Consider the following 14,103-nt stretch of genomic DNA (forward strand, 5'->3'; position numbering starts at 1 on the left):
AAAGGGTTCTCATCAATGCGGAATATTAGTTTGAGTCCAAAGCATGAAATTAGTGTGAGTCAAACACGTAAAACAAGTGCGATTCAGAAACGTGAAATTAGTGTGACTCCAATGCAAGATGTTAGTGTTTGTCAAACGCGTCAAATTAGTGCAACTACAAAGAACGGTCCACTGCTCACACGGCGTCGCCGGAGGCCAACATGGCGAAACCCAACGAACTTCTCGCGGCGTCCCTGGCTGAACTGAGGGGAGTGACGCAAAACGGCACCCGATCAGTGGTGAAATCCGAAGAGCTCAGCCGTGTCCACCGGGAACGACTACAGAGCAACGGGTTCCTCGAAGAAATCATGAAAGGCTGGCTGGCGGTGAACTCGCGGCCGTCCGCCAGCAACAGAATCGATGCTGCCTGGAGCACCGTCTACTGGGAGTTTGTTGCGAAGTATCTCGAAGACCGCTTCGCCAATGAATGGCGGCTCTCCGCGGAGGCATCCGTGGCTCTTTGGTCCGAAAACCATTCCATTCCCGGACAGGTTATCGTCAGAAGCCCAAAGGCAAACAATCAACTTGTGACACTACCGAGCAATACGTCGCTTTATCTGCTGCGCTCAAGGGAAAACGAGCCAGCTGTGGCGAGAGAACGATTGAGATTGATGCCGATTGAAGAGGCGATCTGCACTCTGTCGCCGGAGTCGTGGAGGACCTCAGCGACCGATGTTATCGCCGTCATTGGCTCAATCCGCGGAACAAACACGCTGCTCCAATACCTCCTGGACGGAGGTCGAAGCCACGTTGGCGGTCGCATCGCGGGAGCCCTACGCCATCTCGGCAGGAATGGGGACGCGGACACGATCATCAAGACCCTGGAATCTGCGGGCTACAATCCGCACGAGGACAATCCTTTTGACCCGGCAGTCGATCTGATCACGCTGGACGCGCGACGAACTCAGGCGCCATCCGCCACCCGGATCAAAAACCTCTGGGCGAAAATGGGGAAAGACGCCGTCGATCACATTGGTTTCGAGCAGGTACATATCAACGACCGGGACGGATATATCACGGATATCGACGAGCGTTATGTGGCAGACGCCCTCAATTCCCTTTCCATCGAGGGCTACGAGGTTTCCGAAGAACTGATCCGGAGGGTGCAGGACGGTCAATGGGAGCCGGATGCGGATGCTCGGGATTACGAAACAAAGAACGCGCTTGCCGCCAAAGGGTACAGACTGGCCTTCGAGGAGGTTCGCGACGACATCAAAAAGATTCTTGATGGGACACCCACCGGCGAATTGCTGGAGGCCAGGCACCAAGACTGGTTCCGCGCCATGTTTAGCCCTTCCGTCACCGCTGGCATCGTCAAGGCACACCAACTCGCGGGTTACCGATCACACAACGTATATTTGAGAGGTTCTTCGCACGTTCCTTTGCCGCCCCACGCGATTGCCGACGCCATGGATGCTCTGTTTCAAAGCATTTCGGAGGAACCCGACGCGCGCGTGAAGGCAATCGTCGCTCCGTTCCTGTTCACCTACATCCATCCTTTTCCAGACGGAAACGGGCGAACGGCCCGGTTTATTATGAATGCACTTCTTGCGGAGTGCGGAGCGCCGTGGACGGTTATTCCTGTGGCGCGCCGTGACGAGTACATGAATGCCCTGGAAGAGGCGAGCGGGCACGAAAACATCGTGCCGCTGACGAAATTTGTGTCGGAGCTTGTCAACGCGCCACCGCCTTCCACAGAAGCGGGTGCCAGTCTCAAAAATACCTAGAGAAAAATGTATATGTGGGCTGCTTGGTGCCGTGTCTCTTAAGACGGGACGTGGCACCGCGCTAAGAGCCGATGCGCATGTCGTTTGTTCGCGTCACTAGCTCCGCGGGTTCGACACTTAGCGCCTGCGCCATCTGGCCGAGGACTGTGACCGTCGCAGACATTTCGGCGCGTTCGATTGCCCCAACGTGCCGCACGCTCAGGCCCGTTCTGTGCGCGAGTTCCTCTTGCGTCAACTTTTGAGCATGACGTATTCGACGCAGATTGATCGCCATGACCTCTTTGAGATCCATGACGAGAGCGGAGCCTGAAAAGGAACTATTATTCCAGGAACTATAGTTCCGATTCGACGTAGCACATGATATTGCTAATCCGGCTTGCCGCTCGCACCATGGGACGGCCAAAGGAGCTTATGAGAGACACATCCAGCATTATCGCCTAAACGGCTGTTGCTCGCAGGGTTTTCGTTCTAAGCGTTCAGGTGATGAAAAGGGAGGGAAACGGGTGAACGACGTGAACTCGTCTGAGACCAACGACGAAACAAGAAAACGCCGATCCTGTTTCGATTCTATGGAGAAGTCAGAACTGGAGGCTCTGGCGATCGCTGCGATCAAAGAGCACCGCAGGCTTATTGTTGCCGACGAAGCTGTCTACGAAGAGTGGACCCGCGCATCATCTGATCCGGCGGTGTCGAGCGCCATACTCGAAAGCTTGCAGCGAGAATATACCGCGCGCCAAGACAAGTCCGCAGCTCAGCAGGAAGAACTTTCGGAAATCATCGATGCGCTCGGCTACGTCCCTGACGTTCCCCCGGATGCCGATGATTGACGCTATAGCAAGCCGTGGTCCTTGGCGATCGCGACGAGGTGGGGAACGGTCGCCGCTTCCAGCTTCTCTCGCGCCTTATCCAGGTAGTGTTGCACTGTCCTCGGATTAATCCCCGTCAGGATCGCGGTTTCCGGCGCTGTTTTCCCTTTCGCCGCCCATTTCAGGCACATTGCCTCTCTTGGTGAAAGCAACCGCTTCGGTGGAACAATTGTGGTCGCAGCAAGCATTTTCAGGCGGTAATGGACCGCCAGAACGGCACGGATCGCTTTGTGGCAGTCTTGAAGCTTCGAAATATCCGCAGCCTGGGCTGAAGACGCAAACGTCAACATCATCGTCGAGCCGAAACTGCCTTCGACTGGTATCGTCACCCCACTGCGAATGCCATGATTGACCGCCTGGTCCCGAAACCGCCTGAGTTCAGAAGATCCACGAGCAGGCCAATCGTCTGCTGTCCACGGAAAGATCTCCATGCGAGTCTTCGCTTCCCAGACCACCGGGTCGATGCGGGAATAGTGGCTTTCAAGATAAACACCCTGCCATTCTTCCGGATAAGAGTTGAATGTGCGGATTTCCGATCCCTCTGTCTCCAAATATGCAAACCGTTCAAAGCCACAAGCGTGTGCGAATGTCTTTAAAGCACTTTTGATCATCCGCTCGTCATGCGCGGCTTCTGTCATATCAATGAGTGAGCGAAGGTCACCGTCCACTGACTTGTCTCCTACTGAGCAGCTGTAGGCCCCCATCTGGCCCTATTCGCGTCGCAAGATTTTGAGAAGTGCTGTGGCTGCCAAGAGACTGGTTTGTTGCCGCGGCAGCGCACCCGCCTTGGGCGCGAAGCGTACTCAGGATCGTTGCGCCGCTTAGATTTACTCAGCTTCTGCGAGTATTCCAAGCCCCAAAGACATAAAACATGACAATTTGTTACTGGTTTATTGCCGCACCGATCCGGACTCGGAATGCCTGGCGAACGACGCGACTTAACCCCGATAGTTTGACGGGAAAATAATGTCCTGATCGACCAGGACGTTGAACTTGTACCCCGGACGGATGTTAATCGTTGGCTGAACGTTCAGATTTTTCGATATGGTCTCTTCCGCAACGCGACCGAAGCTTTCGGCAAAATTTCGCCGTGCTGCGTCGGAGGCTGTATCCTGCGTCGCCAGCGTTGAACTCTGAGGCATCGACATATCGATCCCGGTTCCGATCAATGCCACCAGCGCTGCTGAGCCGAAAGTCCTCCACAGATGGCGGTCGACCTTGTCGCGGAAGCCGCCATATCCTTCGGCATCCGTGCCGGCCATGCCGCCGATCTGCAGAGTAGAACCATTCGGGAAAATAAGGTCCGTCCAAACCACAAGAACCCGTTCCTGGCCAAACGATACCTTGGAATCGTAGCGGCCGAACAGCTTTGCACCTTGCGGGATGAGAAGCCGGTAGCCAGTGGCACTGTCATAGACATTCTGGCTTACCTGAGCGGTAATGCGTCCCGGCAGGTCAGAATTTAGTCCGGTGATCAAAGTAGCGGGAATGACCGAGCCTCGCTTCAATTCATAAGGTGACATCTGTGGAATGACCTGATTTGGCAGGTACCCGAGATCCTTGATGTCCTGATTGAAGAAATCCTCCTTCGTTCCTTGACCATTCTGGTCGACGTTCTGTCCCATCAAGCCGGATTGCAGGGCCGCAGCATATAGATCGGACGTGCTGTTCGCTGCTATGGTGGTTGGCTGTCGACCGGCGTCATTCTTGGTATTCGCGGGAGTCTCAATATCCGAGACGTCAACCTTCAGCGGCGAATCGAGTGCCGTTGCACGAGCCTGAAGGCGGGCCATGCGTTGGCGCTGCGCCTCGCGCATATATTGTTCGTCCTGCTCTCGCTTCAGGCGAGCCTTCCACTCCTCCTCAGATTCCAGCATTCGCCGACGGTCTGGTCGCTCAATTGGTTGGCGCTCAATGACCGGTTCCTGCTTCTCCGTTTTTTCCACCACGACAGGTGTTGGCTGGAACACCTCCTGTTTTTCCGGCTCACCGATAATGCCATCGGTGACGCCCCGCTTGAGTTGATCCCCGAAACTCGTCGCCGGGCTGTTCGAAGCGTCATCGATATTGCCACGATTGAAGGAAAGTCCTCGCAGTGACAGACCAATCACGACAACCCCGATAAACACGACAGTGACAATGATTGCTATTATGATCGGCAAGCGGTTGAGCCGCCGCATGCCATTCTGTTCGTCTGCTTGGCTTGACGTGCCGAGTTGGAGAGATTGGGCCATCTTGAACTCCGTCAGTTGCGCTGCATGATCGAAAGCGGACTGGCTGGCGTCGCGCCGCCCGCAGTCGGCGTATATGCACGGCTCAGAGCGATTGAGGGGGTTGAGACCCGGGCCAGGATTTGTCCCTCGAATCCCTCGATCGCATAAGCGAGCTCAACCGACTTGGTGTCTTTCGCGACCTTGCCATCCGCGATGAAGCTGTAGCCCCAGCCTTTCAGGGCCGCTTCGAGAGCAACTGCGAACTCCGATGCATCCCTCTCCATTCTAATTGTCGTCGTAGACCCAGCCAGGCCGATCTGTTCAGCCAAACGGCTTGCCATGTCGCCGGCGATGGCGCTCGCGGCCGGTGCGGTGATGGCCACCGGGGTGGAACTGGTGGTCAGCGCTTCGTCATGCGTCTGGCAACCGGAAAGTAGGGCGGCCGCGGCGAGAAATGCGACTAACTTGTGCATGGTTCAGCCTCCCCGCCGGATAGTGATTTTCTGCTGCCGCCAACCGACACCAGAAACAAGGATGGCCTTGTCGATCGCATAGTCGACAGTCATCGCATCGTTCTTCATCCGGTAATTGACGATGCGATTTTGACCGCCCGAGACGACGAAGAGCACTGGTGCATCCTGACCGGCGATCGACTTCGGAAACTGGATGTAGGTCTTCACCCCGTCCGAATAGACCCGCTTCGGTTTCCACGATGCGCTGCCGCTCACCGAGTAGGAGAAGTTCAGCTTGTCCGGCGCAGTGCCTGGAATGCCGCCCGTTTCGAGCCGGGAATTGATGTCGGCTAGCTTGGTGGAAACATCTTCCGGATACTCGAACCCGACGCGCGCCATGTACTGGCTTGGATGAGACTTGAGTTGGATATGATAGGTGCGCCGTGACGTTGTCACAATCATCGAGGTGAGAAGGCCTGGCTCCGATGGCTTGACGATGAGGTGGATCGCCTGTCCGCCTGTCGCACCTGAGGTTGCCGGCTCTACCTTCCACCGCACCGTATCGCCGACGAGGACGTCGCGAACGATCTCGCCACCCTGAAGTTCGATGTCGCAGACCTGTAGAGGAGAGCAGACGACGGACGGCTGGGTCTCGCCGAACAGAAAAATGACCTTTCCGTCCGGACCTGTCGTGACCAGCCCCGGCGTGCCGCGCCACTTTCTGGAAAGATTTGTTCCCTTCACCTCGTTACTCGTCATGCTTTGCGCCTGCGCGCCTGCCGCAAGCAAGAGTCCGGCCATGCAGCCGGCGGCTGCGATCAATCTCGTTTTTTTCATTGATAGAATCCCTGCCCTTAAAGCTGTGCCGTCCAGTCAAAATCCCGGACGTAGAGGCCGATCGGATTGAGGCGGATCGTCGCCTCATCCTGTGGCGCGGTGATCGTCACCGTTGCGATCCCGCGGAACCGCCGGGTGCCGGTTTCCTTGCCCTTGCGGTCCCGCTCGTATTCCGTCCAGTCGATCTGATAGGTCTGGTTCGAGAGCGCCACGATGTTGTTGACCTCGATGGCAACTGTCGAAGACTTAGCCTTCTCGAACGGAGAATTACCTCGAAACCAGGCGTTGACCTTCTCGGTCGACGGGTCGGACGTGCGGAGAAGCGCGTAGGTACGGTCGATATATTGCTTCTGCACCACCGCATCCGGCGTGATCGAGCGAAAGCTCGTGACGAAGTTGCCGAGCGTGGCGCGCACCACGCGCACATCGGCATATTCGATCTGCTGCGGAAAGCCTGATGTGACGGCGGTCCCGAGCTTGTCGACCTCGACGATGTAAGGCACCAGCCTTACCTGCGTGCTCAGATACATCGCATAGCTGAAGCCGATCACCGCCATGGCCAGCCCAAGGACTCCGACGATGCGCCATGCGGCGGCCGCCTTCACATAAGAGCCATAGCGTTCCGTCCATTCCTGGCGAGCGGCAAGATACGGGTTTTCCGGGGCGCGGTTTGCGGCCATTTTTTCTTCCCTTGTTTCGATTATGGTTTGTCGTTGCGTTCGGGAAGAGGTTTCGGTCCGCTGTGACCGCCACGCTGTTCATCGAGCTTCGCATTCGCCAACCCGAGAATGGACCCCGCATAGGCGCCGGGAGAACCGATCGCTTTTTCCTTCGCGGCCGATCCCGCAGCCTGTGCGCCGGAAGTGAAACTCGCGCCCATGCCGCGCAGAGCAGCGCCAGCGACCGATGAGCCACCAGCGCGTGCCGCTTGAGCGGCCGCAAAACCCGCGCCCGCCGCGCCAGCGGCGAGGAATCCAGCGCCCGCAGCGAAAGACGCCGCCTGGCCGCCGTGGCGGATCGCTTCCATTCCTCCGGACACCGATGCGCCCTGCACAACGCCCTGCATAATGTTCGGGACGTACATGGCGATAATGAAAACGACGACGGCGATTCCAGCGATGGCGAGAGCGGTCTGAAACTGGTCGCCGATATCGGGCTGATTGGCGAGGCCGATCAGCACTTCGGAGCCGATGCGGGAGATCATGACAAGTGCCATGAGCTTCATTCCGACGGAGAAAGCGTAGACCAGGTAGCGGACCGCAAAATCCTTGGTGAAGGACGATCCGCCAAGGCCGAGCATGATCATGCCAGCGAGAAGCCCGATATACATTTCGACCATGACCGACACGAAAATCGCGGCGACAAGAGAAAACGCGATAACCGTCACGACCATCGCGAACGCCGCTGAGATTGCCAACGCGTTATCTTCGAAGAGACCGAACTGTACCTTCTCCGACATTTTCGTTGCCACTGTGAGACCGGCGTTGAACACGTCAGCTGGTGACGCCGTCCCTCCCCCCGCGCCGATCTGGAAGAGGCTATCCACGACCGCCTTGGCGAACGTCGGTCCTTGCGCGAGTACGAAGGCAAAGAATCCAACAAACATGATCCGCCGCACAAGTTCGGCGAACCAGCTATCCAACGAGGCGGACTGGATTGCCAGCCAGACGGCGGCAATGCCGATCTCGATCGTCGCGAGGATCCAGAACAGAGATCTCGCAGCATCCATGACGGTAGTTTCCCACCCCTTCGCTGCAGCTGTGATCTGGCTCTGGAGCGACGTCAGTACTGACCCTTCCTGCGCAAGGGCCGGCTGGGCCGCGACCGCCGTAAAGGCGGCAAAGAGCATGGCGGCCCGTAGCTGATGAAGTGTCGTCGTAACGGTCATCTTCTCACCATTCGACTTTCATCTTTTCGCCACCGGATGTGGGGTGGTCGCTCGACGAGCCGAAGAACTTCACCCTGCGTTCCTGAGTTTCCTGCTTTTCGGAGATCAACAACCAAATGCCGGCGCTGCCCGCAGCCAGAATCGTTGCGATTGCAATCAGAGTTGCTTTCGTTCTCACCATTCCACCTTCATCTTTTCGCCGCCTGAGGTGGAGGGAGCCGTCGCACCGAAGAATTTCTCGCGCCTAGCCTGTGCCAGATCCTTGTCGGTCTGTTCGGTCTGCAGCCAGGTTCCCATCATCGTCATCTGCTGTGAGACGAGGCCGCGAAGCTTTTGCGTCTGCGCGACCTGCTGAGCGGCGATCTCATGCCCTACCTGCAAGGCCTTCATCTGTCCGTCAGCCGACTCGGACATCGAACGCAGCGAGGACATGGTATCTTCCTCGCTATCGAATTGGTCGGCCGTGAGGCTCGCTGCCTTCAGCGAGCTGGCGATGGTATCGCGGTTGGTGTCCGACCAGGACTGGTAGGTCGAGGAGAACGTTGCGTTATCAGGCAAATTTGTCTTCAGGTCAGCGTAACTTTGGAAGCGCTGCTGAAGAACATCGTCGGCGTTGCCCATGGAAAATGAGATGCTTTGACCCTTCTCGACGATACTGCGCAACTGGTTGAGATCGCTTTCGACCTCTCCCCAGACATGCTCAGGAAGCTGCGCTGTGTTTTGCAGCATGTTCTCGTAGATTTTCAGCTGATTCTGGATCTGCTCTGCAAGCTGACTGATTTGGGTCAACTGATTGTCGACCTGGATTCCAGAGCTTTTCATGAGGTCTACAAGCTGCGCGTTGTTGGCGAGCTGTGTCCATTCTGTCGCGGCGCCGGTAGCTGAACCGGCTTGTACCGAACCTTGGTTGACGGCCGTGAGGGCGGCGGCCGCCGCGAGGATGGCGAACCATTTATTCTTACTTGAGTAGCGATGCGGCATCGTAAACTCCTCTCGTTTCAAGCCAGCGGATCGGCCATTCACGGCCATGTTCGGATTTAAGGGCGCGGATTCGTTTGAGATCCTCTTTGCCCGCCGCGCCGACAAAACTCAGCGCGACTGGCCCAAGCGACATGTCGAAGAGCCGTCGGCCCTCTGGCGTGGCGACGTAGTATTCGCGCTTTGGTGTCGCGGTTGCTACGATCTCGATCTGCCGCTCATTGAAGCCGATGCGCTCGTAGAATTCGCGCGTCCCGGACTCGCGAGCGGCGCCGTTCGGAAGACAAATCTTGGTCGGGCAGGATTCCTTCAACACGTCGATGATACCGGAGCGCTCAGCGTCCGAGATCGACTGGGTCGCAAGGACGACAGCGCAATTCGCCTTGCGCAGAACCTTGAGCCACTCTCGAATTTTGTCGCGGAAGACCGGGTGACCCAGCATAAGCCACGCCTCGTCGAGCACGATCAGGCTCGGCGAACCATCCAGACGCTTCTCGATCCGCCTGAATAGGTAAGTCAGCACCGGCACAAGATTACGCTCGCCCATGTTCATCAGCTGCTCGATCTCAAAAGTCTGGAAGGCGCCGAGTGTGAGGCCATCCTCTTCCGCATCCAGCAACTGACCCATGGGGCCATCGACGGTGTAGTGGTGCAACGCGTCCTTGATCTCGCGCAGCTGAACGCCGCTGACGAAATCCGAGAGCGAGCGACCGGATGCACTCGCCATGAGGCCGATCTGCCGAGAAATAGCGTTGCGATGATCGGGTGTGATCGTGACACCCTGGAGACCAACCAGCATCTCGATCCATTCTGTCGCCCAGGCGCGGTCGGCGTCACTTGTAAGTTCGGACAATGGGCAAAAGGCCAGCGCTCTCCCCTCTTCGGCGTTGTCGCCGCCGATCTCATAGTGATCGCCACCGGCTGCGAGCGTTAGAGGTAGAAGTGAACTGCCTTTGTCAAAGGCGAAGATCTGCGCATGTTCGTACCGGCGAAACTGCGCAGCGATCAGAGCTAGAAGCGTCGACTTGCCGGAGCCGGTCGGACCGAAGATCAGTGTGTGGCCAACATCATCGACATGCAGGTTCAGACGGAACGCTGTCGAGCCGCTCGCAACCTGCATCAAGGGCGGTGAATTCGGCGGGTAAAACGGACATGGGGAGATCGGGCTTCCGGACCAGACCGAGTTCAGTGGGATCAAGTCGGCGAGATTGCTCGTGTTGATCAGCGGCTCACGGATGTTGCAATACCAGTTGCCGGGAAGGCTACCGAGATAGGCGTCAGTGGCGTTCAGAGTTTCGATGCGCGCTCCAAAGCCTTCAGCTTGGACCAGTCGCCGGATTGCTTCGGCCTTCTCCTGCAGTGCCTCGCGATCGCTGTCGAACAACACGACGACGGGCGTGTAATAGCCATAGGCAACAAGCTTCGATGAGGCCTGCGCGATCGCATCCTCGGTTTCAGCGACCATGGTCATTGCGTCTTGATCGACTGAGCGGCTTTGTGTCTGGAAGATCTGGTCGAAGAACGGCCGGACCTTCTGCTGCCACTTCTTGCGTGTGCGTTCCAGCTTTTGCCGGGCCTCCTCGGCATCGAGGAAAATGAAGCGCGATGACCATCGATAGGTCAGCGGCATAAGGTCGAGGCTATTCAGAATACCTGGCCAGCTTTCGGCTGGCAGACCATCGATCGCGACGAGGCCGAGGAAACGGTTTTCGACCTTTGGCGTCAATCCGTGCTCAAGCTCCGCGGTGGCAATCCAGTCGAGATACATGGGAACATCGGGAAGCCGGATCGGATGGCTTTCGCCAGTGATGCAGAATCGGGCGAACTGAAGGAGCTCGTCGTAGCGAGCAACCCTCTCCCCTCCCCTCTCGATCGTTTCGCGGGTTTCCATTCGCCGGATCGAAAGCGTATTGGCAAAGTACTGCTCAAGCTCTCGTATTGCGCTCTTGAACACGAAGAGCACCGTGTCCGCGTAAGACTTTTTCCGGCTCTCTTCATCGGAATAGATATATTTGCTGAGAGAGGTCCTCTTGGACTCGAGCGGCCGATAGGTGAGGATCAGGGCATGCTTGCTCTCGAAATGTCCCTGCTCACGTGCGAAATGTGCGCGCCGCTCGGCATCGATCGCGCGGGTCACCGGGTCGGGAAAGTGACAACGGTCTTCCGACGGATAGTCGACTGTGGGAATGCGGATGGCCTCGACCTGGATCATCCAGCCGCTTCCAAGCCGCGACAGGACGGCATTGATCTGCCTGGACAGTTCGTTGCGCTCCAGATCGGTCGCGCTTTCGGAATCTGGTCCCGCGAAGTACCATCCGGCCATCAGGCTCCCGTCCTTTAACAGGAGGACACCGTTGTCGATGAGCCCGGCATAAGGAACGAGATCGGCAAAGGAGGGACCGGTCACCCGGAAGCGCTTGAGAGCTACCATGGCTTCCTCCTCAATACCGTCGCCAGGGCGAAGTGGTCGCCTTGTAGGTGGGCTTGTAGGAAATGTGCCTGATATAGACCTGCCGCATGAGCGGATCGGACTTGGCCATCATCCTCAGCGCCCCGACGATGACGATCCACACGGCGATGCCGAAGAGCGCCGAATAGACCGTGAGGACAACGAAAATCAGGATCACGGCCGCAAGGCCGGTGATCAGCACCAGTTCCCGGTCGGCGCCCATCAGCAGGTTCGGGCGAGACAGCGCGCGATGGATGCGGTTACGCCGCAGACCGGACAGGGACTCAGCCATGGTCTCCCTCCCCTCCTCTGTCCGGACCAGTTGATGTGAACGGCTCGTCGGCTAGCCCGATCGACGCACCGGTCGCACCGAACAAACCGACGATGTTGGTGGCGCCGAGAAGAATACCGGCGACGAGGACGACGTAGACAAGGCGCCGCGCAAAGTCGTTCAACTCACCCCCAAATATGAGCATGCCGCCGGCAATCGCCACCGCTGCAAGCGCGATCGCACCCGCAACAGGGCCGGTGATCGACTCCTGGATCTGCTGCAAAGGACCTTCCCATGGTAGGCCGCCGCCAGAACTCGCGAACGCCGGCGCGACGGAGGCAAGGACGATGGGTGCCGCCAGGAGCATAATGGCGATGAATGGCTTGTTATGCGACATGGCGAGCCTCCTGTTCTTCGGTAAGCTGCTCGGATTCGATCTCGTACCGTCCGTTGATGAACCGCTCGACCTGGATGATGTCGCGGACAATTCGCCCGCGCGGCGTCCGCTCGATCGAAATGATCAGGTCGACCGCTTCGCCGATCACCTCGTGCATCGGCTGCTGGCTTGCTTCAGCGGTCAGCTGTTCGAAACGGCGAAGCGCCGACATGGCGGTGTTCGAGTGAATGGTTGCCACGCCCCCGGGATGACCGGTGTTCCAAGCTTTCAGCAGCGTCAGAGCCGCGCCGTCGCGGACCTCGCCCACGACAATCCTGTCGGGACGCAGACGCATGGTACTCTTGAGCAGTCGCCCCATGTCGATCGTATCGCTGGTATGCAAGAGAACGGCGTTGTCGGCTGCGCACTGGATTTCCGCGGTATCCTCAAGAATCACGAGACGATCCTCGGGAGCGGATTTGACGATTTCGTGGATCACCGCGTTCGCAAGCGTCGTCTTACCCGACCCCGTCCCACCGGAAATGATGATGTTCAGCCTCGCCGAGATGGCACTTCGGATCGTGGCGGCCTGGTATTCGGTCATCACACCTGTGCGAACGTAGTCTTCGAGCGGAATGAGGCGTGAAGCGCGGCGCCGAATGGTGAAAGCGGGCTTGGCGACAACTGGAGGCAATAACCCCTCGAAGCGGTGACCGCCGATTGGCAGTTCGCCCGAGATGATCGGTTGTTCCGTGTCCACTTCCGACTGAAGGGCATGCGCCACGGTCCCGATGACCATTTCCGCAGCGGCAGACGACATCTCACCGGCCGGCGCAACGCCATGGCCGAGTCTTTCGATGAACAGTTTGCCGTCCGGATTAAGCATGATCTCGACGACGGTCGCGTCGTCAAGGGCAACGCAAAGCTGATCACCGAGCGCTTCCTGAAGTTTGCGGACAAGCCGGGGATGAGAGCGAAGCTGGTTCACAGTTGTCTCCTTAGGCTACCTGGCTGAGAGGGGTGAATTCAGAACGGTAATCGGAGGGACGGAGCCTCTTGAACGTGTCCGCGTCGGCGGGTAGCGTGCCAGCCACCGCCATCGTCACGCCGATCTTCTTTGGTTCGCTCAAACGTAGCAAAGGCCATCCGACGCGGGCGAGGATTCGCTCAAACCGAAGATCGGTTACCGTGACGATCTCGGTGTAGCCATTCGCCATGCACCATTCGACGATGGCTGCGAACATGGTCAGCGTTGCCTCGTGGACTGAGCCGCTACCTCTCCCCTCCGCGAGAGCAGTATCAACGCAGAACCGGGAACTCTCGATCATTGCGGCATGAGCGCTGAGCTGACCGTCGGGAAGAAGCGAGGGGAAAACATCGGCCACCATCGTTGGACCAAGCGCCGGAAGAAGTCTCGCGCACCCCGCCAGTTGGCCGGTCTCGGCGATGGCGAGAACATAGGTGGGTCGAAGCGCGTCAAAGCCATCCGACTCACACCCTGCCCTTACATCGACCTCCCAGCCCAGCCGATCGAAAAAAACCCGCGCACGAAGCTGGTAATGGAGGTGAAGGAGGTGAGCCTCTTGAATCGTCCGGGGCAGCGAGAACGCGAGAACCTGCATGAATTTTTCTCCGTCGTTATTAGACGGGGGAAATCAGCACAGATTCGGAGGCCTCGGCAGTTGTATAATCCTACAACTCGAGGGGTGAGTCGCAGGCTTCTCACGGAGGTTGTTCCGTGCCGCCTCTTTTTCGAACGCGGTTTGGGCGCGAGGCTTTGTAGGATTCACAGTAAAACGGACAGTGAACGAGTTTACACGAGATCGATTTAAGACGTTGATTTCGTTGATTGTGTACCGTCGCGTGATCAGAATCAGTTTTCGCGTCTTAACCCTCTGTTAACTTTAAATCCCTTGCGGCATTACGGGAATCGGGAGATAGTTTCTCAAATGATGGCTTTGCGGCCATTATTTCGAAAGTGAAGCCCCACTGGAAATAGTTCGCAAA

16 protein-coding genes are annotated in these 14,103 nt (G+C 57.7%); 2 read left to right on the forward strand and 14 right to left on the reverse strand.

What is annotated here, in order from left to right:
- Window positions 1-200 precede the first annotated feature (200 nt).
- Window positions 201-1,766 carry a Fic family protein gene (locus tag G6L01_RS27275; protein ID WP_174096593.1) on the forward strand — a complete coding sequence of 522 codons (1,566 nt, stop codon included), beginning with the start codon at window positions 201-203 and terminating at the stop codon, window positions 1,764-1,766.
- A gap of 61 nt (window positions 1,767-1,827) precedes the next feature.
- On the opposite strand, the gene G6L01_RS27280 is transcribed toward G6L01_RS27275, so the two are convergent.
- Window positions 1,828-2,058, reverse strand: a complete 231-nt coding sequence (locus G6L01_RS27280; protein WP_174096594.1) for a helix-turn-helix domain-containing protein — start codon at window positions 2,056-2,058, stop codon at window positions 1,828-1,830.
- Between the two features lie 211 nt (window positions 2,059-2,269).
- On the opposite strand from G6L01_RS27280, the gene G6L01_RS27285 reads away from it, so the two are divergent.
- Window positions 2,270-2,593, forward strand: coding sequence for a transcriptional repressor TraM (locus G6L01_RS27285; protein WP_174096595.1), 324 nt, complete (start codon window positions 2,270-2,272; stop codon window positions 2,591-2,593).
- A 2-nt stretch (window positions 2,594-2,595) separates the two neighbouring features.
- Here the strand turns inward: G6L01_RS27285 and G6L01_RS27290 are convergent, their stop codons facing one another.
- The 13 genes from G6L01_RS27290 to traI form a co-directional block, all read right to left on the reverse strand.
- Window positions 2,596-3,300, reverse strand: a complete 705-nt coding sequence (locus G6L01_RS27290) for an autoinducer binding domain-containing protein (RefSeq protein WP_174096596.1) — start codon at window positions 3,298-3,300, stop codon at window positions 2,596-2,598.
- Window positions 3,301-3,570: 270 nt separating this feature from the next.
- Window positions 3,571-4,866, reverse strand: coding sequence for an IncP-type conjugal transfer protein TrbI (gene trbI / locus G6L01_RS27295; protein WP_174096597.1), 1,296 nt, complete (start codon window positions 4,864-4,866; stop codon window positions 3,571-3,573).
- Window positions 4,867-4,877: 11 nt separating this feature from the next.
- The gene (gene trbH / locus G6L01_RS27300) at window positions 4,878-5,318 is read right to left on the reverse strand and encodes a conjugal transfer protein TrbH (RefSeq protein WP_174096598.1); all 441 of its coding nucleotides are present in this window, start codon (window positions 5,316-5,318) and stop codon (window positions 4,878-4,880) included.
- Window positions 5,319-5,321: 3 nt separating this feature from the next.
- Window positions 5,322-6,134: a P-type conjugative transfer protein TrbG gene (gene trbG / locus G6L01_RS27305; protein WP_174096599.1), complete on the reverse strand. Its 813-nt coding sequence runs from the start codon at window positions 6,132-6,134 to the stop codon at window positions 5,322-5,324.
- Between the two features lie 17 nt (window positions 6,135-6,151).
- Entirely contained in the window at window positions 6,152-6,814 is a 663-nt protein-coding gene (locus tag G6L01_RS27310) for a conjugal transfer protein TrbF (protein ID WP_174096600.1), read from the reverse strand.
- 20 nt (window positions 6,815-6,834) lie between these two features.
- Window positions 6,835-8,022: a P-type conjugative transfer protein TrbL gene (trbL, locus tag G6L01_RS27315; RefSeq protein ID WP_202032394.1), complete on the reverse strand. Its 1,188-nt coding sequence runs from the start codon at window positions 8,020-8,022 to the stop codon at window positions 6,835-6,837.
- Window positions 8,023-8,026: 4 nt separating this feature from the next.
- Entirely contained in the window at window positions 8,027-8,203 is a 177-nt protein-coding gene (trbK, locus tag G6L01_RS27320; protein ID WP_174096601.1) for an entry exclusion protein TrbK, read from the reverse strand.
- Window positions 8,197-9,003, reverse strand: coding sequence for a P-type conjugative transfer protein TrbJ (gene trbJ / locus G6L01_RS27325; protein ID WP_174096602.1), 807 nt, complete (start codon window positions 9,001-9,003; stop codon window positions 8,197-8,199). The genes trbK and trbJ overlap by 7 nt, the downstream gene beginning before the upstream one ends.
- Complete coding sequence (locus tag G6L01_RS27330; protein WP_174096603.1) at window positions 8,981-11,431, reverse strand: conjugal transfer protein TrbE; 2,451 nt, start codon at window positions 11,429-11,431, stop codon at window positions 8,981-8,983. Before G6L01_RS27330 ends, trbJ begins: the two co-directional genes overlap by 23 nt.
- Window positions 11,432-11,441: 10 nt before the next feature.
- Window positions 11,442-11,741 (reverse strand): conjugal transfer protein TrbD, encoded by a 300-nt coding sequence (locus G6L01_RS27335; RefSeq protein ID WP_174096604.1) that lies wholly within the window; start codon window positions 11,739-11,741, stop codon window positions 11,442-11,444.
- On the reverse strand, window positions 11,734-12,117 hold the full coding sequence (locus G6L01_RS27340; protein ID WP_174096605.1) for a TrbC/VirB2 family protein: 384 nt from the start codon (window positions 12,115-12,117) through the stop codon (window positions 11,734-11,736). Before G6L01_RS27340 ends, G6L01_RS27335 begins: the two co-directional genes overlap by 8 nt.
- Window positions 12,107-13,084 carry a P-type conjugative transfer ATPase TrbB gene (gene trbB / locus G6L01_RS27345; RefSeq protein WP_174096606.1) on the reverse strand — a complete coding sequence of 326 codons (978 nt, stop codon included), beginning with the start codon at window positions 13,082-13,084 and terminating at the stop codon, window positions 12,107-12,109. The genes G6L01_RS27340 and trbB overlap by 11 nt, the downstream gene beginning before the upstream one ends.
- Before the next feature lie 10 nt (window positions 13,085-13,094).
- Window positions 13,095-13,718, reverse strand: a complete 624-nt coding sequence (traI, locus tag G6L01_RS27350) for an acyl-homoserine-lactone synthase (RefSeq protein WP_174096607.1) — start codon at window positions 13,716-13,718, stop codon at window positions 13,095-13,097.
- Between the last annotated feature and the right edge of the window lie 385 nt (window positions 13,719-14,103).

This window comes from Agrobacterium vitis, assembly GCF_013337045.2.
Classification (GTDB): Bacteria; Pseudomonadota; Alphaproteobacteria; order Rhizobiales; family Rhizobiaceae; genus Allorhizobium; species Allorhizobium vitis_B.

Coding starts and splice junctions, on each gene's coding strand:
- G6L01_RS27275 (WP_174096593.1), top strand. CDS start 201: ATGGCGAAACCCAACGAACTTCTCGCGGCGTCCCTGGCTGAACTGAGG.
- G6L01_RS27280 (WP_174096594.1), bottom strand. CDS start 2,058: ATGGATCTCAAAGAGGTCATGGCGATCAATCTGCGTCGAATACGTCAT.
- trbI (WP_174096597.1), bottom strand. CDS start 4,866: ATGGCCCAATCTCTCCAACTCGGCACGTCAAGCCAAGCAGACGAACAG.
- trbH (WP_174096598.1), bottom strand. CDS start 5,318: ATGCACAAGTTAGTCGCATTTCTCGCCGCGGCCGCCCTACTTTCCGGT.
- trbG (WP_174096599.1), bottom strand. CDS start 6,134: ATGAAAAAAACGAGATTGATCGCAGCCGCCGGCTGCATGGCCGGACTC.
- G6L01_RS27310 (WP_174096600.1), bottom strand. CDS start 6,814: ATGGCCGCAAACCGCGCCCCGGAAAACCCGTATCTTGCCGCTCGCCAG.
- trbL (WP_202032394.1), bottom strand. CDS start 8,022: ATGACCGTTACGACGACACTTCATCAGCTACGGGCCGCCATGCTCTTT.
- trbK (WP_174096601.1), bottom strand. CDS start 8,203: ATGGTGAGAACGAAAGCAACTCTGATTGCAATCGCAACGATTCTGGCT.
- trbJ (WP_174096602.1), bottom strand. CDS start 9,003: ATGCCGCATCGCTACTCAAGTAAGAATAAATGGTTCGCCATCCTCGCG.
- G6L01_RS27330 (WP_174096603.1), bottom strand. CDS start 11,431: ATGGTAGCTCTCAAGCGCTTCCGGGTGACCGGTCCCTCCTTTGCCGAT.
- G6L01_RS27335 (WP_174096604.1), bottom strand. CDS start 11,741: ATGGCTGAGTCCCTGTCCGGTCTGCGGCGTAACCGCATCCATCGCGCG.
- G6L01_RS27340 (WP_174096605.1), bottom strand. CDS start 12,117: ATGTCGCATAACAAGCCATTCATCGCCATTATGCTCCTGGCGGCACCC.
- traI (WP_174096607.1), bottom strand. CDS start 13,718: ATGCAGGTTCTCGCGTTCTCGCTGCCCCGGACGATTCAAGAGGCTCAC.